This window comes from Microcystis flos-aquae FACHB-1344 (genome assembly GCF_014698375.1).
Taxonomy (GTDB): domain Bacteria; phylum Cyanobacteriota; class Cyanobacteriia; order Cyanobacteriales; family Microcystaceae; genus Microcystis; species Microcystis aeruginosa.
On record NZ_JACJSW010000132.1, the window covers coordinates 22,031 to 41,688 of the forward strand.

Consider the following 19,658-nt stretch of genomic DNA (forward strand, 5'->3'; position numbering starts at 1 on the left):
TTTTGCCAGCAATTATACCCCAAGGCTGTATTATAGATTTATCCTCAGTAAATCAAGGCAATAATATGAACACCTTTTTTGACTTTGAAGCCGAATTTGTGGACTCCTTACGTTGCATACCAATGACCGTGAGAATGAAACTAGATACCTGTGGAGTTAAATTAAAATTATCCCATTGGATGCAGTTAACTCAACCAGAAAGAATGGTATTAGTTAATATGGCTTGTACGACGGCAGCAGAAGCGAAAATCTATCGAGATTTTCTGCAAAAATTAATCACTGAAAAAACCGGTAATCCCCCGGAAGAACTAGCAATAGCTCCCCATCCCGCTTGGCTAGATGATAGCCAGATTCCCGATACAGTCCTAGAACAAGCTAGAGAATTCCAGATAGAAATTAGCTTAGAACAATGGCAAAAATTGCCACCATCCCAACGGTTTGCCCTGATTAAACTCAGTCGTCCGGGTCACGAAAATCTCAACTTCTATCCGGCCCTGAAAGAGTTCCATATAGTCGATGCCTAACTCAAGAACCTATGGTATATTAAGTTTGTTTCTACCTTACTTTCATGACAAGCAAAAAGGAGATCAAGGCGAGAAATTAGTATTTTATACCAGATCAATCTCGAATTAAAACGGCGGCAAATAGCGGCTGATAGCTGGTTTAATTAGTCCCAGCAAAGGTGAGATTTTCTGCCCTGGCAAACCTTAACGGGACTTAATAAATAAATTGCAGGAACTCGCTGCTCTGGAACTTGGTCAATTCTCTTAATAAAAATGATAATTAATGGGCATATTCTTGGAAAATAATTATACAGTTTCCATCCAGTCAAAAACTTGATTCAATTGCGACAAATCGATTAAACCGTACTGCCATAAAACCATCGGCAAAGAACCCACCGATGCTTCACAGAGACGCACAGCCATATCGAGGGAACGGGGGGAAATTGCTAATTTTTCCAAGAGGAAAGTGCGGAGTTGTTTTTGTTGATGAGCTTCCATGATTAAGGATCATTGGTAATGATAATCGGATTATTGAATAACTTATCCTCTATTAAAAAGAGATGCTTCCCTCACGGGGATCACCCAATTGGGTGATTTTGTCCACCAATCGGAATAATTTCAGAATTTATTCATAGTATCTCCTACTATCCCGAAATTGCCAGTGGGGATATCAACACTTCCTTTACTTAGAAAAACGAGAAAGGGGAACTTTTGGGATAAGCTATTGATAACCTAGTTTTTGATCGAGTAGGAGAGAACCTCAATGAGTCATGTTCCTCAAGTTTCCGTGATTATTCCTTGCTATAATCAAGGTCGCTATCTTGATGATGCGATCACATCTATTTTAGTACAAACATACCAAAACCTTGAAATCCTGGTCGTTGATGATGGATCCACAGAACCAGAAACCATCGAGATTTTACAAGATTATCAACAGCCAAAAACCCGGATCATCCGCACAGAAAATCAAGGGGTTGCCACAGCGAGAAATCTAGGAATTGCCCAAGGGCAAGGAACCTATATTCTTCCTCTTGATGCCGATGATAAAATTGCCGATTCCTATCTAGAAAAAGCGGTTACTTTGCTAGAAAGTAATGAGCAATTAGGTATAGTTTATTGCGAAGCGGAGTATTTTGGTGATAGACAAGGAATTTGGCCGCTGCCTGAGTATAAATTTCCCGATATATTAGTAGATAATATGATATTTTGCTCCGGTTTATTTCGGAAATCTGATTGGGAAACTGTGGGCGGCTATAATACTAATTTAATTTATGGTTGGGAAGATCACGATTTTTGGTTATCTCTGATCGAATTAGGTCGAGAAGTCTATCGTATCCCAGAAGTGTTATTTTTCTATCGACAAAAAGCTGATTCTATGAGTCGCTCAATGACCGCAGAACACTATATTTATTCCTATACCCAGCTTTTCTATAATCATCCCCAACTTTACTCCCAAAATATCCAAGCCATTTTTGCCGCTTTAGTCACCTTAAGAGTCGATATATTCGCTCAGTTAGAACAGGCTAGAGAACGAATTAAACAATTAGAAATTCATGAACAAGAATTACAACAAGACTTGCAAAAAACCCAATTGGATTATCGAGAAGCTGACAGCAAAATAGCCGCAATGGAAAAAAGTAAATTCTGGCAAATGAGAAGAGCTTGGATTAAAATGCAAAAATTGCTAGGTTTGCTGGAAAAAGACCCAATTTATTCCTAAGGGAACTTCAACGCTAAACAAAGATCGAATCGATTATAATCATTACAGAGTAAGCACTTGACGATTTGACTTCTGGATCACGGTGCAAAGATTTAGATCGTCGATAATTCCTCGCAGGTTGGCGATTCCTCCCTGTTTCATGGTTTCTTCTAGTTCTTTACTTTCGGTTTCCCCGTATTGAGTCTATTTTAGTCGGTCTTTGGGGTTGTAGATTTTGGCATCGGTGAGGACAATGGGGAAGATACGATCATAGAAATCTCCATTTTTTGCGATCTCGATTAACTCGAACATACAGTTACAGGAAAATGGATAATACAATAGGAAAATCTTGGCCAAAGTAGCCACAAAAATTGATAAGTAGGGAGGCACAATTATTTGTAGGATGGGTTAGCGGTAGCGTAACCCATGCTGGCGTTGGGTTTCATGCTTCAACCCAACCTACGTTCATCTTATATTTAATTCCACCCACCTACTTAATATCAAGGGGAGAACTGAAAAAAGCAATTTAGCCGCCGCTACAGCAATTCTGGCGGGGTTAGTATTAAGTAAGGAAATCATCAGAAGCTTATTAAGAGAAGAAATTATGGGCGAATCAGTCATTGATCAGGACATCCAAAAAAAAGGAAGACAATAAGAAGCGGTTGCTTTGATTCTACAACTACTTAACCGTCGTTTAGGTGAAATATCCTCAACTGTAAGCCAAAAAATCCAAGAACTATCTCTAGAACAATTCGCAACTTTAGGAGAAGCACTGCTCGATTTTACCAGCTTGACAGTTCTGACCACTTGGTTATTGGACACAGAAACTTAAATCCCCAGAAGATGTCTGCTCGTCCTGCGTTAAATTTTTAAATACTGGCTTTTTTTGTATTGATTTAACCATGGCTACCAGCGATATCTCCAATTCTACTCACTCATCCCCAAAACCCCTGCCAAAACTGGGACTTTTCACCATGTTTCGCTTAGGACTCTTTCAGATGGGACTAGGTATTATGTCCCTGCTGACTTTGGGGGTTCTCAATCGGATTATGATCGATGAGTTAAAAGTTTTACCCTTTCTCGCCACAGCTGCGATCGCTATGCACCAGTTTGTTAGTCCAGCGCGCATCTGGTTTGGGCAAAGATCCGACGGTAAAACTATTTTTGGTCATCATCGCAGCGGTTATGTCTGGATTGGGGCGGCAGTTTTTACCGCTTTAGCTTTTATTGCTTTGCAAGTAGTTTGGCAATTGGGACTTAGTATTCAAACTTCGGGATGGAATACCATTTCCTACGCCTGGATTGCCCTCTTAGCCTTAATTTTCGCCCTCTACGGACTCGCTTTAAGCGCCAGTTCTACCCCTTTTGCTGCCCTCTTGGTGGATGTGTCCGATGAAGATAATCGATCGCAATTAGTTGCTATAGTTTGGTCAATGCTGATGGTGGGAATCGTCGTCGGGGCGATCGTTAGTTCTCGTTTGCTGGATACTCCCAATATCTGCGGTACAAATATTTTGACCTATGATCCGACTCAATCAGCCCCTATAGCCAATATTCCGCAGCTACAGGCGAATATTAACCCCGTGTTCGCGATTATGCCCGCTATCGTTTTCGGTCTCTGTATTTTAGCGACTTTTGGCGTAGAAAAAAAATATTCTCGTTTTAGTAGTCGGTCCACTCTTGTGCAAAGAGAGGATCAAATTACCTTCAAAGATGCCCTACAAGTTCTCACCGCTAGTCGGCAAACTGGTTTATTTTTCACCTTCCTGCTGATGATGACTTTGAGTTTATTTATGCAGGATGCAATTATGGAACCCTTTGGCGGCGAGGTTTTTGGGATGTGTATCGCCCAAACCACCCAATTGAACGCTTTTTGGGGAACCGGAACCCTTTTTGGTATTGCTGCCACGGGATTTATGCTCATTCCCCGCATCGGTAAACAAAAAACCACTAAATATGGCTGTATTTTTGCAACAATTTGTTTTATTCTCTTGATTTTTGCCGGCTTTTCTGCTAACCAAAGTTTATTAAAATCAAGCTTGCTCTTTTTCGGTTTAGCTTCGGGAATGATTACCGCCGGGGCTACCAGTTTAATGTTAGATTTAACCGCTGCCGAAACCGCGGGAACTTTTATCGGCGCTTGGGGATTATCACAAGCGATCGCACGGGGATTAGCCACGGTTTTAGGCGGTACGATTTTAAATATCGGTAAAGTTGTCTTTTCTAGTCCGGTTTTAGCCTATGGCTTAGTTTTCCTCGTGCAAGCATTGGGAATGATCCTGGCAGTTTGGTTATTAAGTCGCGTCGATGTCAAGGAATTTAAGGAAAATGCCCGAGCAGCGATCGCAACAGTGATGAAAGGAGAGATCGACTAGCAAAAGCAAGCAAAAGTGAGATAACAGGAGAATTAGCCCGATCGGGGGAAGTTGGTTAGCAGCTTTTTTCCTATCCTAAAAGTAGAGAGGAAAACGAAAGAGGAGGCTAAAACGATGAAAAGGACTTTAATGATTGCCCTAGGTTCCCTAGCTTCCTTACTGCTGATTAACCCCGTCGGTGCGGAAAATCCCCAACAGGTACAACAATTATTGAATACGCGGGAATGTCCGGGCTGTGATCTCCGCGGTGCAGATTTAAGAGGGGCGCATCTAATCGGTGCTGATTTGAGAAAAGCGAATTTACAAGGAGCTAATCTGGAGGAAGCTAACTTAGAGGGCGCGGATTTGACCGATGCTAACCTAGAAGGCGCAAATTTAACCGCAGCTTTTCTGACTAATGCCAGTTTCAATCAAGCTGATCTCGATGGAGTCAATTTCACCAGTGCCGTGATTTATGATGCCGATGTGACAGGTGCATCGATGGAGAGAATTAACTTGACAAATGCTCAGATTTATGGTACTGGCATCGCTGTCGGTGGTGGCAATCCCTAGATAGGGCGGGCTGAATGAATCTAAAAACCTGGCGTTGTCAAATTGAAAGATGCTCCGAATCAGCACCGGAACTGAAATTACTTTGATAGGAAAGATTACATGGCATCTTGACAATTAGTGTTTAATGAACGAATAGTGCCGATAGTTGGGCTTAAGTGGGGAACAAGAGTCGCTCGATTTAGCAGTGGAATTAGCCCTACAATCGGCGTAGGGCTAATTCATGAATTAGCCCTACAATCGGCGTTGTCAAATGGAAAGATGCTCCGAATCAGCACCGGAGCATTGCATCTTTCCTCTTCTGATCTGACAACGCCGAAAACCTTGTGGGGTGCGACTTTTAGACTTTTTTTATTAACGATCGCTTTTGATAATTTCCCCGATTGACTCTCATCGGGATTTTGGGACATCCGGCGCGAGAATCATCAATTGTCCCTCCTTATCCTCGCGAATGGCTAGAATCGCCGGACGTTCATTGTCTGCCGACTGAGGGGATAACCCGCGAAAAACATAAGTCCAATTATTATTTTGAATTAATAAACGCCAGACTCGCGGGGGATTAACTTTACTATCATTCGTTTCTTTTCCCCGCAGCTCTTCGAGTAATTTAGTCTCACCGATAATTCGATAACCTTTGAGAGAAGGATCGGTAAAAACATCCTGCGGATTCCGACCGATCGCTATCTGTTTTTCCGGTAAAACTAAAGTGATAACTGGTAAGGTAGAACTATCATTAACTGCATCGCGACGGGCATCGCTCGATCCCTGAATTCGAGCTAACCAAAAAAGAATAATTAATAGCCAAATAACAGCGATCAAATCTTTTCGGAGAGATTCGGGAATTCCCCGGACTAATAAACCTAGAGGGTGAAATTTTTGATGAAATTTCCGTTTAAATTGACTGACAATTGAATAGGATGGCAGGGGAGACAAAATCCAGAGAGTAAATTGAATCGCAAAGGCAACGGCAACCAGTGCCAGAAACGTTCGCAGCAACGCCCCGAAATCGCCACAGAAGACCTGTATCGGCACGAAAAGGAAGGAACGCAAGGGCAAGTCCAGACGGTTAATCTCAAGGCTAAACCAGCCGAAATAGGCCCACCGATAGATCCATCCCGTAAAATAGAGAAAAATCCCCAGCAAACCGAGAAGACTGGCGAAGGTTCCTAGTATCTGTGTTCCGGGAGGGGGAGAATTCGGAGCGCTCACGGCAAAATGTCCCTGATTGGCGTTTTCGATCGCTATCCTACTCGATCAATCGGGTTCTATCGCCAGTTCTTTGTATTTTATCAAGGAGAATAACCATGTCCATCGACGATCCCCGACAAGTTCGTTTTTTAATTGAGAAAATGGAAGCGAGTTTACCAATCCCTGTGCGTGCAACTCCCGAAACGTTAAAAATAGCTGAAACAAAAGGCGAGCGATACAAACCCGATCACCAGTTTTTGATCGATAAAATTTTCTACACGGGAGACGAGGGGGGAATTATTTGTTTCCTAAAAAATGAATCGGGAAAACAAACGGGTCTTATATGTTCTTTAACCCATCTACGCATCGATAACGATCATCCCTTAGCGGCGGATATTCAATCCTACCAGAAAAAGCGATCGATGCGGATCGCACTACAGGATGGCAAAACCGGAAAAGCCCTCCGTATTGCCAAACAAAACCGCCCGAACAAAGGTTTCGGAAAGTAAAAATATATTGACAAAAACCGCAGGTTGGGTTACGAGTAGCGCTAACCCACCGCATCCAATTATATTCGGGGAATAGGAATTTGATTAGTTCGTTGCTACCAGATCGTATTAACCGTTGATAATTGAATTTTTCGATCTCGGCTAATTAAGGGACCGTTTAAATATAGGGCGGTTGCCGCAATAATTCGATGTAAAGATACCAGATAACCGCATGAGTATCTAAGTAGCTGGTTATAATTAAATTTAAAATGGATTTCAGGTTCGATCCCCCCTGCCCCCCTTGATAAGGGGGGTGTCTGATAATTTTTAACGCCTACCTACTTAAAACTGCTTTTAACACTTAAATATCCTCTGCCGTAAAATCTCCCCACGCTTCTCGTCGGGTTTTATCGATATCTTCAGCCGAGGGAGCCTGTCCTAAATCGGCGCATATACCCCATAAAGAGGGACGGGGTTGATTAACTTCTGCCGATTCCGATGCCATTTCTGCGGTAATTTTTTCGATCAGTTGCCGTTTCTCGATCGAGGATAATTTTTCCACCCACCGCATTAGCTCTTGTAGAGTCATATTTCTATCGCTTACCGCATAAAGGAGTACCTTCATAAGTTTTAACATAAGGAGAAGATACAACGCTTCCCCTTTGACAATCCCGACGCTAAAATATGGAAAAAACCCTCTAGAAAAAACCCTAGGTTGGGTTACTGTTACTCCTAACCCACCGCATCCAAGATCGAAAACAGAACCAACTAAATCCCGATCATTCAGGCAAGGTAAAGATGAAAAAACTCTACCCAATAATAACCGCAACTAGCCTAGTTTTTATCGCCTCTCTTGCTGGCTATCATCTACCAGCCACCGGCGATCGATCTCCCGTCAAGAAAATTCCCGTATTCATACCAGATGATACAAATGTATCTTTAAAAAATGGCACTTCTCTATCTGGGAGATTAATCAAGTTCGATTCCCAAGCAAAAACGATCGCTTTAGGGAGAGAATCAAAAACAAAAGAAGTGGCGATGAAAGAGATCAAACAGATAGAGTTTCAAGGCAAGGTTATTATCAAAAGCGGAGAGCTTGTTATTCGTGGGGAAGGGGGATCAAGCAATCCAAAAGAGAATAGAAACCGCTGGCAGGAACCTTTACAGAATTTCAAAATTGTTGATGTTAATGAAGGAAAAGCGGAAGTAACTATAACCTCGCTAGATCCTCTAGAAATAAGAGGGATCGAAGGGGTGGCGAGTAAGAGTTCCTACGTTGTTGAGGAAATTAAATTCAACCCCTCGGACAAAATTGAGATTCAAGTAAACCCGCATTAAAATTCACAAAGAAGAAGCCTATTTTTTAGGCAATTAAGGAAGACTTTAAATGGGAAAGTTGGCTGATGTATTGTTCGATTATTTTTGGTGCTAGTGGCTCATTTAGGGTCGGATTAGCGAGGTAAAAAATGATGTCATTGATGAGATTTTCCTCATCTGTTTTATAGGCGATATCTTCTCTGCATTCGATGGCATCGGCCCAGTTTTCTAAGTCGGTGGCAGATAGAGCGTTATTGAGATAGCGATCGAGAATATCGATCAGATGCTCTTTTTTTAGGGTGATAATTGCTTCGCTACTGTCCCAAGGAAAGGTTTTTAGGATAGGGAGGATAGTTGATAGGGGTTGGTCAAAGTTGACTAGGGCGTTGAGGTATTCTTGTCTATTTTTCATGGGTATTTTTGTTTGATGTGAACAGTATAAGTAGCTGGTTATAATTAAATTGAAAATGGATTTTAGGTTTGATCCCCCCTTAGTCCCCCCTTGATAAGGGGGGTGGCGATCCCCGCTTAGTCCCCCTTGATAAGGGGGGTGCCGGTCCCCCCTGCTCCCCTTGATAAGGGGGGTTTCTGATAATTTTTAACGCCTACCTACTTAGTAATTATAATCTTTTAGTAACTGTCCATTTTGAACGCCGATTAAAGGGGAAACTATGAAAATAGACTATGATCGAGCCGCTAATGCTGCTTATATTCGTCGTTTTGAGGGAAAGGTTATTGATTCTGAGGAACTAGCGCCGGGGATTGTCTATGATTACGATGAGACGGATAGGATTGTAGGGATTGAGATTTTAGGAGTCAAACAGAGAACGGCCGAACAATTCAAAAATATTGATTTTCCGTTGGAAGAGAGTGAAAAACAAGAGATTAGACAATGGTTCGGAAAGTTAATACTAAATTGTTAAGTGATGTGAGAAATTCAGGAAATATGGGAGGTGCTATAATTGACATATTTACTCAGTCAAAAAACGATGATTAAGTTAAAAGTCACAACGGTAGGGAACTCTATGGGGGTGATTTTCCCGAAAGAGTTGGTGGAGAAGCTGCGCCTTAGTAAAGGCGATATGCTCTACGTCTTGGAAACGCCGAATGGCTTTGAGCTTACACCCTACGACCCCGAATTTGTCCAGCAAATGGAAGTGGCGGAGGAAGTGATGCGCGAAGACTGGAATGTTTTGAGAAAGCTGGCAACTTAGGCTCATGAACCAGCTAATCTGGATAGCTGATGGGGTAGCTCTCGCGATTCATCACCGCCAAATAGCCGAGCATGGTGGATTAGAGGGTATTCGAGATGAGGGGTTGCTAGAAAGCGCACTTTCCCGACCGCAAAATTTTCTGGCTTATTCTGAGTCGCCTCCTGACATGGCTTCTTTGGCAGCAGCCTACGCTTATGGGATTGTCAAGAATCACCCTTTTGTAGATGGGAAGTAGTTATGATTGCCGCATCATTTTCTATTTGGAACGAGACGAGAAAACTTAAATAGATAGGATAGTTTTGATTAACATTGGAACTCATGATGAGGTGTATTAACTAATAACTGATAGCGGAAATAACTATGAATCCCAAAATTTACGCCTTACTTACCCTTTCTCTAGTGGCTACCGTCACCCTACCAGTTGTTAACGGGAAGCTACCCCCTCTCATCCCTGCGGTGATGGCGCAAAATACAAACGCGAGGAAAGCCGAAGCAGATAGGCTTTTACAACAAGGTATTCAACAATATCAAACCAGTCAATTTCGGGAAGCATTACAATCTTGGGAAAAAGCCTTACAGATTTATCGAGAAATCAAAAATCGCCAAGGGGAAATGCTTTCTTTAGGCGCTTTAGGACTTACTTACGACTCTCTCAGACAGTACCAAAAAGCGATTGAGTACCATCAACAGTCTTTAGCCATCGCGAGGGAGTTAGACTATCGGCAGGTGGAATCGCTTTCTTTAAGTAGTTTAGGACTCGCTTACCGTTCCCTCGGACAGTACCAAAAAGCGATCGAGTACCATCAACAGTCTTTAGCCATAGATAAGGAAATCGGCGATCGCTCTGGGGAAGCCAGTTCTTTAAATAATTTAGGAATCGCTTACGGTTCCCTCGGACAGCACCAAAAAGCGATCGAGTTCTATCAACAGTCTTTAAGCATTGCTAGGGAGATCGGCGATCAAGGAAGTGAAGCCAAAATCTTAGGCAATTTAGGGGTTGCTTACGATTCCCTGGGACAGTATCAGAAAGCGATTGAGTACCAGCAACAGTCTTTAGCTATCGCGAGGAAGATTAAAGATCGCTCCAATGAAGCCAATTCTTTAAACAATCTAGGCGACACTTACAACTCACTAGGACAGTATCAGAAAGCGATCGAGTACCTTCGACAGTCCTTAGTGATCGCGAGGGAGATCGGCGATCGCCAATGGGAAACCAATTCTTTAGGCAATTTAGGAATCGCTTACGGTTCCCTCGGACAGTACCAAAAAGCGATCGGATACTATCAACAGTCTTTAGCCATCGCGAGGGAGTTAGGCGACCGACGGGGGGAAGCCTATTCTCTAGGCAATTTAGGAGCCGCTTACCTATCCCTCGGACAGTATCAGAAAGTCATCGAGTACCATCAACAGTCTTTAGCCATCGCGAGGGAGATCGGCGATCGCTCTGGAGAAGCCGCTTCTTTAGGCAATTTAGGAATCGCTTACCGTTCCCTCGGACAGTACCCAAAGGCGATCGAGTACCAGCAACAGCATTTAACTATCGCCCGCGAGATCGGCGATCGCCAAGGGGAAGCCAATTCTTTAGGAAATTTAGGAAACGCTTACCAATCCCTCGGACAGTACCAAAAGGCGATCGAGTACCTTCAACAGTCTTTAGCCATTGCGAGGGAGTTAGGCGACCGACGGGGGGAAGCCTATTCTCTAGGCAATTTAGGAGCCGCTTACCTATCCCTCGGACAGTATCAGAAAGTCATCGAGTACCTTCAACAGACTTTAGCCATCGCGAGGGAGATCGGCGATCGCTCTGGAGAAGCCGCTTCTTTAGGCAATTTAGGAATCGCTTACCGATCCCTCGGACAGTACCAAAAAGCGATCGATAATTTAGAAGCATCCCTAAACATTACTTTAAAAACCCGTAGCGAATTATCCCGCGATGATCGCAAGGATTTTTTAGCCGCTAATGAGAATCAAACTCCGGTAATCACCCTCGCCGAAGTCCTCATCCAACAAAATCAACCAGAAAAAGCCTTTCAATGGCTTAACCTCGCCACTACTGCCGATCTCGCCGATTACAATCGCCTGATTAATGCCAAAGTTGCCGATCCCGATGCACAAAAAGCACTTGATAACTGGAACACCGACAATCGACAACTCGAAGGAATGCGCCGACAACTACAGGATAAATACTCCCAAGAACTGGCACAACAGCTCCGACAATTCGAGGAAAAAGTGTATAAAAATGCGGAAACTATCGGACAGAAATATCCTGAAATTGCCGAACTTTTTGAAACAAAACCCACTGACATCGCCCAACTCCAGAAAAATATCGCTCCTGATACCCTCGTTATTCAACCCGTTCCCCTCCGCGATAAAGTCGCCCTATTTCTCGTTACTAGAGAAAAATTAATCGTTATTCAAAGTGATACAAAACGCGAGGAATTGAATAAACTCGTCAGCGAATACCGTACCCAATTAGCCGATCATAAAAATAGCGATGTGGATGTTACCGGTGGCAAACTCTACGAGATTTTAATCCGTCCCATTGAATCACAAATCGCCACCAGTTCCCCGAAAAATATCGCTATTATCGCCACTGGACAACTGCGCTATATTCCCTTTGAAACCCTCTACGATAAAAAAAATGACCAAGTTCTCCTAGAAAAATATCCGATTTATTATTTAACTCGCATCTCCACATCTACTCCTCCCGCGACCGAAAGAAAACCCTTACAAGGCCTAGCATTTGCTAACCCTAAACCCACCCAAAAAGAACTTAAAGGCACAGAAATAGAAGCAGAAACTATCAGCAAACTCTTTCCGGGAAGTGAAAAATATCTCGGTACAAACGCAACTCTAGATATATTCAAAAAACAAGCCTTTCGCTTCTCGATTTTACACTTAGGAACTCACGGCTGTTTTAAGCGTGCTGGCTGTCCTAATTTGGGTATGCAAGCTAATACTATTTTGTTCGCCAACAAAGAGCAATATAACATCGCCGATGCCGCATTATTAGGCTTAAAAAATACCGAATTAATCACCCTGAGTGCCTGTCAAACCGCCAAGGAAGCCAACGGAGACGGTCAGGAAATATCGGGACTTGCTTACGTCTTAGAAAGAGCCGGTGCTAAATCAGTAATAGCCAGTCTTTGGGATGCTGAAGATAATACCAGTGCGGAAATTATGACCCAATTTTATCAAAATCTCAAGAATGGTATGACTAAAAGTGAAGCCATGCAAAAGGCCAAACTAAGTCAAATTAAAAGCCATCCTTATTTTTGGTCGCCCTTTATTTTGATTGGGGCTGCTAATTAAGTAGGTAGGCACAATTATTTGTAGGATGGGTTAGCGGTAGCGTAACCCATGCGGGCGTTGGGTTTCATGCTTCAACCCAACCTACGTTCATTTTATATTTAATTCCACCCACCCACTTAGGGTTTGCGGCAAAAAGTACGGGCGAAGCATTCGGATAGAAAATCTACGGTTTCACCGATAGGTTATTGCCCGAATGCTTCGCCCCTACAGGAGGCGGGCCGATGAAGACGCAAGGTTTTGAAGCATGATTCTCTCAAAATCTTGCACCTGTTTCGCTCGTAAAGCCACAAAACCCTTACCTTGCCTACATTTCACATTTATTCAGCAAACCCTAATTAAGCAGCCGATGATAACTCTTGATCGCTTAAAATCGAGATTATTTCCTAACTTTTAACTGCCGACATCTGCCGCATTTCTAAATATACTAATAAAGCGTTAATATCAGCAGGATTGACTCCGCCAATTCGCGAGGCTTGACCGATGGTGGCGGGTTTAATTTTTGTTAATTTTTCCCGCGATTCCATTGACAAAGTTTCAATTTTCATGTAGTCAATATCGGGGGATAAATGACGGTTACTGTGGCGACTAATTTGGTCAATTTGATTTTGTTGTCGTTTCAGATAACCGGAATATTTAATCTCAATTTCTACCCCTTCTCTTTCGGCTAAATTTAAATCGGGATTACCTAAACCATAGCGATCGAGATCGAGATAATGCAAGCTAGGACGACGCAGTAAATCCGCTAAAGAGAGAGAACCTTTGATTTTTTGTTCCGTATCCTTAACGATGGCGATTGCCACCTCATCCCGTTCTTTAATTCTCGTTTCGTGTAGGCGTTCTTTTTCAGCGATAATATTAGCTTGTTTGCTCTGGAATAATTGCCAACGCCGGTTATCAATTAAACCAATTTCTCGCCCTAAAGGTGTTAATCTTTGATCGGCATTATCCGATCGCAATACTAAGCGATATTCAGAACGACTGGTTAACATTCGATAGGGTTCCCGCAGATCCTTGGTACACAAATCATCGACCAAAGTTCCTAGATAACTTTCCTCCCGGGGAAAAACAATTAACTCTTTTCCTAAAGCAAACCGGGCCGCATTAATCCCCGCCACCAGTCCCTGGGCTGCCGCTTCTTCATAACCGGTTGTCCCGTTAATTTGTCCCGCACAAAATAACCCCTCAATCTTTTTCGTCATCAGGGTTGGATAACACTGGGTTGCCGGTAAATAATCGTATTCCACTGCATAGGCAGCACGCAACATCACACAGTTTTCTAAACCGGGTAAAGTCCGCAGCATTGCTAATTGAACATTTTCCGGCAGTCCCGTTGAAAAGCCTTGGATATAAAGTTCGGGAATATCGCGCCCTTCCGGTTCGATAAAAATTTGATGACTTTCTTTATCGGCAAAACGGACGATTTTGTCCTCAATACTAGGACAATAACGCGGACCTTTGGAGTCAATAAAACCGCCATAAATGGGGGATAAATGTAAATTATCTCTGATTAATTGATGAGTTGCCGCCGTGGTGCGGGTGAGATGACAGTTCATTTGTTCTCGTTCGATCCACACCTCCGGATCAAAACTAAACCAACGCACCTCGTCATCGGGCGGTTGCGGTTCCATGCGGGAGTAATCCACCGAACGCTTATCCACACGGGCAGGAGTGCCAGTTTTTAGGCGACCAGTCTCGAATCCGAGACGATTTAGGGTTTCTGTTAAACCCACCGCCGCAAATTCGCCCGCCCGTCCGGCTGCCATAGACTTGCCGCCGATCCAGATTTTGCCGCCTAAAAAAGTGCCAGTGGTTAAAATGACGGCTTTAGCGGAGAAACAAGTGCCGAAATAGGTTTCTACCCCTAAAACTTGCTCATTTGCCCCTAAAATCAGGTCTGTGGCCATGGCTTCCCGAATAACCAGATTTGCCTGGGTTTCGACGATACCTTTCATCACCGCCGCGTATTCCCGTTTATCGGTTTGGGCCCGTAGGGCCCAGACTGCCGGTCCGCGAGAGGCATTAAGAACCCGTTTTTGCAGATAGGTGCGGTCGGCCATTTTGCCAATTTCGCCGCCCAAAGCGTCCACTTCGTGGGTTAATTGGGATTTAGCCGGACCACCGACGGCGGGGTTACAGGGTTGCCAAGCGATTTTATCGAGATTAAGGGTGAGGAGAAGGGTACGACAACCGAGACGGGCGCAAGCTAGGGCCGCTTCACAGCCGGAATGGCCCGCCCCGACGACGATGACATCAAATTCATCTTGAAAGTCTGCGGCTGAGGAGAAAGTCATAGTCGAGCGAGGGGAAAATTAATTAATCAGGCTAATATTCTAGCAATTTTTCTGAGTTTTCCCTCAAATATAATACAAGAATACTAGCTAACGCATAAATCTAAAAACAATCTGTATAATCCCTATTTACCCTTGCCTTTTCAGGGCATTACTGGCTAAGTATTATAGGTGCTTATCATAAGTAGGGAGGCACAATTATTTGTAGGATGGGTTAGCGGTAGCGTAACATAATCGGGCGTTGGGTTTCATGCTTCAACCCAACCTACGTTCATCTTATATTTAATTCCACCCACCTACTTATCTTCACGATCGTTTAAAGATTATAATCATGGATTTACTTGCCAATCCCGTCGCTTTGTCGCGGATACAATTCGCCATCACCGCTATTTTCCATATGCTTTGGCCGGTGTTAACCACTGGTATGGGCATTTATCTAGTCATTGTCGAAGGATTATGGCTAAAAACCCGCAATCCTGACTACTATCATCACGCTCGCTTCTGGTCAAAACTCTACATTCTCAATTTCGGCATTGGAGTTGCTTCTGGTTTACCCATGGCCTTCCAGTTTGGCATGAATTGGGCGCCTTTTTCGGAAGCGGTGGGGGACTTTTTCGGAACTATCCTCGGTTTCGAGGGAACCATGGCCTTTATGCTAGAGGCTAGTTTTCTGGGAATTATGTTGTTTGGTTGGGGACGAGTTCCCCCGTTAATTCACTTCCTAGCGACAATTCTCGTCGCTTTCGGGGCTAATCTTTCCACTTTCTGGATTTTAACCGCTAATTCTTGGCTGCAAACCCCCGCCGGCGGCATTTTCGTGGATGGTAAATTTATCGTTCAGGATTACCTACAAGCGATTCTCAATCCCTTCATGGTTAATAGTTTCCTGCATATGTTTTTCGCTACTCTGGAAACTTCTTTATTCGTCATTGGTGGTATTAGTGCTTGGTATTTGCTCAATAAACGTCACATTAGCTTTTTTAGTCGTTCTCTCAAAATTGTTCTTACTCTAGCGATTGTTATCGCCCCCTTGCAAATTTTTGTCGGTCATCTTAGTGCCGAACAAGTGTATCACTATCAACCGGCTAAATTAGCCGCCATGGAAGCGCAATGGGAAACCATTCCTGCGGGAGAAACTGCCGGTTGGAGTTTGGTTGCTTTACCCAAGGATAAAGCGGAGACAAATAGCTGGGAAGTGAAGATTCCTAATGCTTTGGGTTATCTTTTGGAATTAAAACCCAAGTTATCGGAACCTGTTCTCGGCTTAAAAACGTGGAAATACGAAGACAGACCGCACATGGTGGGGCTAATCTATTATTCCTTCCGGATTATGGTCGCTATCGGTCTTTTTCTCGCGTCTTTAATGGCTGTAACTGTCGGGCAATGGCTGCGCGGTCAACTGAGTAACGAAAAAATCGACAGTCAAAAATGGTTACTGCGCGCTTGGGTTTTTGCAGCCCCTCTGGGTTATCTTGCGGTTGAAACCGGTTGGATTGTCCGTTGTGTCGGTCGTCAACCCTGGACAGTTTACAATCAAATCCGGACAGTGGATGCTGCTTCTAAACTGCCCGCAGGCGAGATTTTAACCTCTTTAATCGGAATTACGGCGATTTATGTCGTTTTCTTGGTTTCTGCTCTCTATTTTGGCAGTCTTATTATCCGTCAGGGACCCAATCTTAACTTACCACTGCCGGGGACTCAAGAGGAAAAAGTGACCTCACCCGAACTAAATCCTCGTTCCCTAGAAGCGCAACAATAGGAGGAACTATGGAACCGTTACAGTATTTTTTGCCACAAATTTGGTTTTTTATTCTGGGTTTATTCCTGTTTCTCTACGTCCTTCTCGATGGTTTTGACTTGGGGGTGGGAATTCTTTCCCTGACTTCCTCCTCCGAGAAGCGTCGCAGTATTTTAATGACCAGTTTGGGCAATGTTTGGGATGCTAACGAAACTTGGATTGTCTTGATGGGTGGTTCCCTGTTTGGGGCGTTTCCCCTAGCTTACGGGACAATTTTAAACGCTTTATACCTGCCGGCAGTGATTATGGTGGTGGGGCTGTTATTTCGGGCTGTTTCCTTCGAGTTTCGTGAACATTCTCGTCGCAAGTTGTTCTGGAATTATGCCTTCGGACTCGGCAGTTTTTTGGCCGCTTTGGGGCAAGGATTCGCCCTCGGTGCGGTTTTTGAGGGCATTAAAGTGGATGAATTGGGTCATTTTGCCGGCGGCCCCTTTGATTGGTTAACATGGCGATCGATTCTAGTTTCTTTAACTTTAATCCAAGCTTATGTTTTAGTGGGTTCCACTTACCTAATTCTGAAAACTACGGGTAATTTACAGGAAGTTCACTATAAAACGGCAAAAATTGCCGCTATTACCACTTTTATCGGTGCTGTCTTTATCACCATCAGTACGCCGCTGCTTTCTGACCATATCCGTCAGCGTTTATTTGACCCTCGACTAATTTACATCTTTATCCTCATCCCGATTCTAGCTGTGGTCTTACTGGGTTTATTACTGCGGAGTTTGCAACTAAAAGAAGAAAACACCCCCATGGTCTGGACAGTATTGCTGTTTATGCTCTCTTTTATCGGTTTGGGATTGTTGATTTTCCCCGATATTATTCCCCCGTCAGTGACAATTTATCAAGCGGCGGCCGCCCCTAGTTCTTTGGTGTTTATGCTGACTTTTGTGGGTTTTTTAATCCCAATTTTACTAGCTTATACAGTTTATAATTACATCGTTTTTCGGGGTAAAATTACTGCTGAATCCTACGGAGAATAGATGGCGTTGCCGATTTCAGATATGAATCTTCTTTGGTGGTATTTTTAAGGGGAAACTCTCTACCGCTGATGCTAAACTGAATTTATTCTAGGAGGTCTTTGGGTGTAATTAACTCGTAACGCTCGAAGGGTTGATGAATCCAAGGATTATCGGGGTAATATTCCACATAATAGTCAGGTTTGATTCTTGATGCCGCTTTGTACCAGATCACCGCAGTTTTGATATTGGTAATCCCGTATTTTTCCTGCAATAAAATCGAGGTTTTTTGGAGAGTGATTCCCGAATCGACTAAATCATCCACTAATAACAAGGGACTCTTTAATTTGGCTTCGATCATAGCTAAATTCGAGGAAATAGTTAATTCTCCCCGAATTTGATGATTTTGCCCCCCGTAGGAAGCAGCGTAGAGAATGGCTAGGGGTTGACGAAAAAGACGACAGAGAATGTCACCGACGCGCAATCCTCCCTTAGCTAAACAGACAATCTGAGCAAATTGCCAACCAGAATGATCGATTTTTACTGCTAATTTTTCGATCAGACGATGGTATTCATCCCAAGAAACATAAACATCGGCCATATTTTCCATTCCCGATTCAGAATTACTTATTTTCGGCAGGTCGATCACTACTCCAGGCCCACCAAACTCGATCGCATTGACAATGATAGAATTCCTGCCATTTACGTCGAGAATCTTCTCCTAAAACGGGAGCGCGGCGATTGATCCAAACGGCCTGAGCTTCTTTAGCTTTTGCCCCACAGTAAGGACAACAAAAATTGTAGGCGTGAACAGCATTCTCTGTCCAGTCAGGGGGAAAGGGACTAAAAGCATCCATAATCTCTGGGTTAAGGGGGTTAACAGTCAAAAAGGGGCTTGAATCGCTGGTGTTTAGGCTATAGTTCTCAATTTCTGCTTCGATAATTTTTACAGCGTTTCCCATAAAGATGAAGTGTAACCTAATTTGGTATTGACGACCGACTCCCCCAAAGGAAAACTTTGTACCTCATCATTAAGATAAATGCTATAATAGGTTTTGACAAATCGCGATCGGGAATATTTTCATGAAAACGAAGATTAATAACCAGAAAAACTGACTCAATAGACAATCTCCTTGTTTACTTTATCACTAAAAAAATATGGCTAAAGGGGATCAAATATACGCCTATCGGGAATTGCTCAATCTTCAGGGTGTTTATGCCCATCATGGCATCGATTGCGGTGATGGTAGCGTCATTCATTACCGAAAACCGAGCGAAATTGTCGAACGAACTTCCCTAGAAACCTTTGCTAGGGGTGGTAAAATCCATCTGGTGCGCCATGTAGAGGTGGGATTTTCCTTTATCCCCGATGTGGTGGTAGAAAGGGCGCTAAGTCGTCTGGGGGAGCAGAAATATAATCTTCTTTTTAACAACTGCGAACATTTTGCCACTTGGTGTAAGACCGGTATTAGCAAAAGTCAACAGATAGAAGAATTTATCCCGATTATTACCCATTTACAAGCGGTGGGACTCTACGAACCTCTGAAAAAATCCCTCATCGGAGCCGACCCCAACAATGCCCAAACCCTGTTAAAAGGGGCTTTAAGCAATCTTAAGGTGAGTTGGGATGAAATTCAACCCCAGTACAAAAAAGCCATTCAAGAAGCAGAAACATGGAATCGAGTAGCGATGGAAGCTTTAAGCAGAAATCGCGATGATTTAGCCCGGGAAGCCCTGAAACGCAAGGTAGAAGCCAAAAAACAGGCAAAACGCCATCAGGAACAATTGGATCAACTAGCGGCCATGACCGAAAATGTTCTTAAAAGTCTGGTGATTGCTAACGGTTAGTCTGGATTTGACACTCCCCGCTCTAAAGAGACGGGGATTCTTGGTTCACAGAGATTACTTGCTTAGACAGAATTGCTTCTGAAAAAGTAGAGGTATTCTCTCCCCAAGCGTTTATTGGAT

22 protein-coding genes are annotated in these 19,658 nt (G+C 43.4%); 14 read left to right on the forward strand and 8 right to left on the reverse strand.

Annotated features, from left to right (window positions below; genetic code table 11):
* The first annotated feature begins 65 nt into the window (after positions 1 to 65).
* Complete coding sequence (locus H6G48_RS11545) at positions 66 to 524, forward strand: nitrate reductase associated protein (RefSeq protein WP_190721832.1); 459 nt, start codon at positions 66 to 68, stop codon at positions 522 to 524.
* 285 nt (positions 525 to 809) lie between these two features.
* On the opposite strand, the gene H6G48_RS11550 is transcribed toward H6G48_RS11545, so the two are convergent.
* Positions 810 to 1,001 (reverse strand): DUF2949 domain-containing protein, encoded by a 192-nt coding sequence (locus H6G48_RS11550; RefSeq protein WP_002738067.1) that lies wholly within the window; start codon positions 999 to 1,001, stop codon positions 810 to 812.
* A gap of 265 nt (positions 1,002 to 1,266) precedes the next feature.
* Here H6G48_RS11550 and H6G48_RS11555 point away from each other — a divergent pair, with 265 nt between their 5' ends.
* The gene (locus tag H6G48_RS11555) at positions 1,267 to 2,223 is read left to right on the forward strand and encodes a glycosyltransferase (protein ID WP_190721818.1); all 957 of its coding nucleotides are present in this window, start codon (positions 1,267 to 1,269) and stop codon (positions 2,221 to 2,223) included.
* 183 nt (positions 2,224 to 2,406) lie between these two features.
* On the opposite strand, the gene H6G48_RS11560 is transcribed toward H6G48_RS11555, so the two are convergent.
* Positions 2,407 to 2,592 (reverse strand): hypothetical protein, encoded by a 186-nt coding sequence (locus tag H6G48_RS11560; RefSeq protein WP_190721820.1) that lies wholly within the window; start codon positions 2,590 to 2,592, stop codon positions 2,407 to 2,409.
* Between the two features lie 277 nt (positions 2,593 to 2,869).
* Here H6G48_RS11560 and H6G48_RS27470 point away from each other — a divergent pair, with 277 nt between their 5' ends.
* The 3 genes from H6G48_RS27470 (at position 2,870) to H6G48_RS11575 (ending at position 5,129) form a co-directional block, all read left to right on the forward strand.
* A complete protein-coding gene (locus H6G48_RS27470) occupies positions 2,870 to 3,034 on the forward strand; it encodes a DUF4351 domain-containing protein (protein ID WP_423202540.1) in 165 nt (54 codons plus the stop codon).
* A gap of 70 nt (positions 3,035 to 3,104) precedes the next feature.
* Positions 3,105 to 4,577: a BCD family MFS transporter gene (locus H6G48_RS11570; RefSeq protein ID WP_190721822.1), complete on the forward strand. Its 1,473-nt coding sequence runs from the start codon at positions 3,105 to 3,107 to the stop codon at positions 4,575 to 4,577.
* A gap of 114 nt (positions 4,578 to 4,691) precedes the next feature.
* Positions 4,692 to 5,129, forward strand: a complete 438-nt coding sequence (locus H6G48_RS11575; RefSeq protein WP_012267829.1) for a pentapeptide repeat-containing protein — start codon at positions 4,692 to 4,694, stop codon at positions 5,127 to 5,129.
* Positions 5,130 to 5,516: 387 nt separating this feature from the next.
* On the opposite strand, the gene H6G48_RS11580 is transcribed toward H6G48_RS11575, so the two are convergent.
* Positions 5,517 to 6,365 (reverse strand): hypothetical protein, encoded by an 849-nt coding sequence (locus tag H6G48_RS11580; protein WP_190721833.1) that lies wholly within the window; start codon positions 6,363 to 6,365, stop codon positions 5,517 to 5,519.
* A gap of 65 nt (positions 6,366 to 6,430) precedes the next feature.
* Between H6G48_RS11580 and H6G48_RS11585 the strand changes: the two genes are divergently transcribed.
* The gene (locus tag H6G48_RS11585; RefSeq protein ID WP_147069247.1) at positions 6,431 to 6,823 is read left to right on the forward strand and encodes a hypothetical protein; all 393 of its coding nucleotides are present in this window, start codon (positions 6,431 to 6,433) and stop codon (positions 6,821 to 6,823) included.
* Positions 6,824 to 7,163: 340 nt separating this feature from the next.
* Here the strand turns inward: H6G48_RS11585 and H6G48_RS11590 are convergent, their stop codons facing one another.
* Complete coding sequence (locus H6G48_RS11590; RefSeq protein ID WP_190721823.1) at positions 7,164 to 7,427, reverse strand: hypothetical protein; 264 nt, start codon at positions 7,425 to 7,427, stop codon at positions 7,164 to 7,166.
* A 173-nt stretch (positions 7,428 to 7,600) separates the two neighbouring features.
* On the opposite strand from H6G48_RS11590, the gene H6G48_RS11595 reads away from it, so the two are divergent.
* Positions 7,601 to 8,140, forward strand: a complete 540-nt coding sequence (locus H6G48_RS11595; RefSeq protein ID WP_190721824.1) for a hypothetical protein — start codon at positions 7,601 to 7,603, stop codon at positions 8,138 to 8,140.
* 25 nt (positions 8,141 to 8,165) lie between these two features.
* Here the strand turns inward: H6G48_RS11595 and H6G48_RS11600 are convergent, their stop codons facing one another.
* Positions 8,166 to 8,531 (reverse strand): hypothetical protein, encoded by a 366-nt coding sequence (locus H6G48_RS11600; protein WP_004268810.1) that lies wholly within the window; start codon positions 8,529 to 8,531, stop codon positions 8,166 to 8,168.
* A gap of 259 nt (positions 8,532 to 8,790) precedes the next feature.
* Here H6G48_RS11600 and H6G48_RS11605 point away from each other — a divergent pair, with 259 nt between their 5' ends.
* From H6G48_RS11605 to H6G48_RS11620, 4 genes are all read left to right on the forward strand, one after another.
* Positions 8,791 to 9,042 carry a DUF2283 domain-containing protein gene (locus H6G48_RS11605; protein ID WP_190721825.1) on the forward strand — a complete coding sequence of 84 codons (252 nt, stop codon included), beginning with the start codon at positions 8,791 to 8,793 and terminating at the stop codon, positions 9,040 to 9,042.
* A 66-nt stretch (positions 9,043 to 9,108) separates the two neighbouring features.
* Positions 9,109 to 9,333, forward strand: a complete 225-nt coding sequence (locus H6G48_RS11610) for an AbrB/MazE/SpoVT family DNA-binding domain-containing protein (RefSeq protein WP_012267820.1) — start codon at positions 9,109 to 9,111, stop codon at positions 9,331 to 9,333.
* A gap of 4 nt (positions 9,334 to 9,337) precedes the next feature.
* Positions 9,338 to 9,568, forward strand: coding sequence for a type II toxin-antitoxin system death-on-curing family toxin (locus H6G48_RS11615; RefSeq protein ID WP_238141869.1), 231 nt, complete (start codon positions 9,338 to 9,340; stop codon positions 9,566 to 9,568).
* Positions 9,569 to 9,693: 125 nt separating this feature from the next.
* The gene (locus H6G48_RS11620) at positions 9,694 to 12,645 is read left to right on the forward strand and encodes a CHAT domain-containing protein (RefSeq protein ID WP_190721826.1); all 2,952 of its coding nucleotides are present in this window, start codon (positions 9,694 to 9,696) and stop codon (positions 12,643 to 12,645) included.
* Between the two features lie 383 nt (positions 12,646 to 13,028).
* Here H6G48_RS11620 and mnmG read toward each other — a convergent pair whose 3' ends face one another.
* Positions 13,029 to 14,936, reverse strand: a complete 1,908-nt coding sequence (gene mnmG, locus H6G48_RS11625) for a tRNA uridine-5-carboxymethylaminomethyl(34) synthesis enzyme MnmG (RefSeq protein ID WP_190721827.1) — start codon at positions 14,934 to 14,936, stop codon at positions 13,029 to 13,031.
* A 328-nt stretch (positions 14,937 to 15,264) separates the two neighbouring features.
* Between mnmG and H6G48_RS11630 the strand changes: the two genes are divergently transcribed.
* Both H6G48_RS11630 and cydB read left to right on the forward strand, forming a co-directional pair.
* Positions 15,265 to 16,692: a cytochrome ubiquinol oxidase subunit I gene (locus tag H6G48_RS11630; protein ID WP_190721829.1), complete on the forward strand. Its 1,428-nt coding sequence runs from the start codon at positions 15,265 to 15,267 to the stop codon at positions 16,690 to 16,692.
* A gap of 8 nt (positions 16,693 to 16,700) precedes the next feature.
* Complete coding sequence (gene cydB, locus H6G48_RS11635) at positions 16,701 to 17,714, forward strand: cytochrome d ubiquinol oxidase subunit II (protein WP_002753098.1); 1,014 nt, start codon at positions 16,701 to 16,703, stop codon at positions 17,712 to 17,714.
* 82 nt (positions 17,715 to 17,796) lie between these two features.
* Here cydB and H6G48_RS11640 read toward each other — a convergent pair whose 3' ends face one another.
* On the reverse strand, positions 17,797 to 18,291 hold the full coding sequence (locus tag H6G48_RS11640) for a phosphoribosyltransferase (RefSeq protein WP_039899628.1): 495 nt from the start codon (positions 18,289 to 18,291) through the stop codon (positions 17,797 to 17,799).
* A 22-nt stretch (positions 18,292 to 18,313) separates the two neighbouring features.
* The gene (locus H6G48_RS11645; RefSeq protein ID WP_002771307.1) at positions 18,314 to 18,547 is read right to left on the reverse strand and encodes a hypothetical protein; all 234 of its coding nucleotides are present in this window, start codon (positions 18,545 to 18,547) and stop codon (positions 18,314 to 18,316) included.
* 301 nt (positions 18,548 to 18,848) lie between these two features.
* Between H6G48_RS11645 and H6G48_RS11650 the strand changes: the two genes are divergently transcribed.
* The gene (locus H6G48_RS11650; protein ID WP_190721830.1) at positions 18,849 to 19,538 is read left to right on the forward strand and encodes a lecithin retinol acyltransferase family protein; all 690 of its coding nucleotides are present in this window, start codon (positions 18,849 to 18,851) and stop codon (positions 19,536 to 19,538) included.
* Positions 19,539 to 19,658 lie beyond the last annotated feature (120 nt).

Excerpts from the sequence above, each read along its gene's own strand:
- H6G48_RS11545 (WP_190721832.1), top strand. The coding sequence starts at position 66 with ATGAACACCTTTTTTGACTTTGAAGCCGAATTTGTGGACTCCTTACGT.
- H6G48_RS11550 (WP_002738067.1), bottom strand. The coding sequence starts at position 1,001 with ATGGAAGCTCATCAACAAAAACAACTCCGCACTTTCCTCTTGGAAAAA.
- H6G48_RS11555 (WP_190721818.1), top strand. The coding sequence starts at position 1,267 with ATGAGTCATGTTCCTCAAGTTTCCGTGATTATTCCTTGCTATAATCAA.
- H6G48_RS11570 (WP_190721822.1), top strand. The coding sequence starts at position 3,105 with ATGGCTACCAGCGATATCTCCAATTCTACTCACTCATCCCCAAAACCC.
- H6G48_RS11575 (WP_012267829.1), top strand. The coding sequence starts at position 4,692 with ATGAAAAGGACTTTAATGATTGCCCTAGGTTCCCTAGCTTCCTTACTG.
- H6G48_RS11585 (WP_147069247.1), top strand. The coding sequence starts at position 6,431 with ATGTCCATCGACGATCCCCGACAAGTTCGTTTTTTAATTGAGAAAATG.
- H6G48_RS11590 (WP_190721823.1), bottom strand. The coding sequence starts at position 7,427 with ATGAAGGTACTCCTTTATGCGGTAAGCGATAGAAATATGACTCTACAA.
- H6G48_RS11595 (WP_190721824.1), top strand. The coding sequence starts at position 7,601 with ATGAAAAAACTCTACCCAATAATAACCGCAACTAGCCTAGTTTTTATC.
- H6G48_RS11600 (WP_004268810.1), bottom strand. The coding sequence starts at position 8,531 with ATGAAAAATAGACAAGAATACCTCAACGCCCTAGTCAACTTTGACCAA.
- H6G48_RS11605 (WP_190721825.1), top strand. The coding sequence starts at position 8,791 with ATGAAAATAGACTATGATCGAGCCGCTAATGCTGCTTATATTCGTCGT.
- H6G48_RS11610 (WP_012267820.1), top strand. The coding sequence starts at position 9,109 with ATGATTAAGTTAAAAGTCACAACGGTAGGGAACTCTATGGGGGTGATT.
- H6G48_RS11615 (WP_238141869.1), top strand. The coding sequence starts at position 9,338 with ATGAACCAGCTAATCTGGATAGCTGATGGGGTAGCTCTCGCGATTCAT.
- H6G48_RS11620 (WP_190721826.1), top strand. The coding sequence starts at position 9,694 with ATGAATCCCAAAATTTACGCCTTACTTACCCTTTCTCTAGTGGCTACC.
- mnmG (WP_190721827.1), bottom strand. The coding sequence starts at position 14,936 with ATGACTTTCTCCTCAGCCGCAGACTTTCAAGATGAATTTGATGTCATC.
- H6G48_RS11630 (WP_190721829.1), top strand. The coding sequence starts at position 15,265 with ATGGATTTACTTGCCAATCCCGTCGCTTTGTCGCGGATACAATTCGCC.
- cydB (WP_002753098.1), top strand. The coding sequence starts at position 16,701 with ATGGAACCGTTACAGTATTTTTTGCCACAAATTTGGTTTTTTATTCTG.
- H6G48_RS11640 (WP_039899628.1), bottom strand. The coding sequence starts at position 18,291 with ATGGCCGATGTTTATGTTTCTTGGGATGAATACCATCGTCTGATCGAA.
- H6G48_RS11645 (WP_002771307.1), bottom strand. The coding sequence starts at position 18,547 with ATGGATGCTTTTAGTCCCTTTCCCCCTGACTGGACAGAGAATGCTGTT.
- H6G48_RS11650 (WP_190721830.1), top strand. The coding sequence starts at position 18,849 with ATGGCTAAAGGGGATCAAATATACGCCTATCGGGAATTGCTCAATCTT.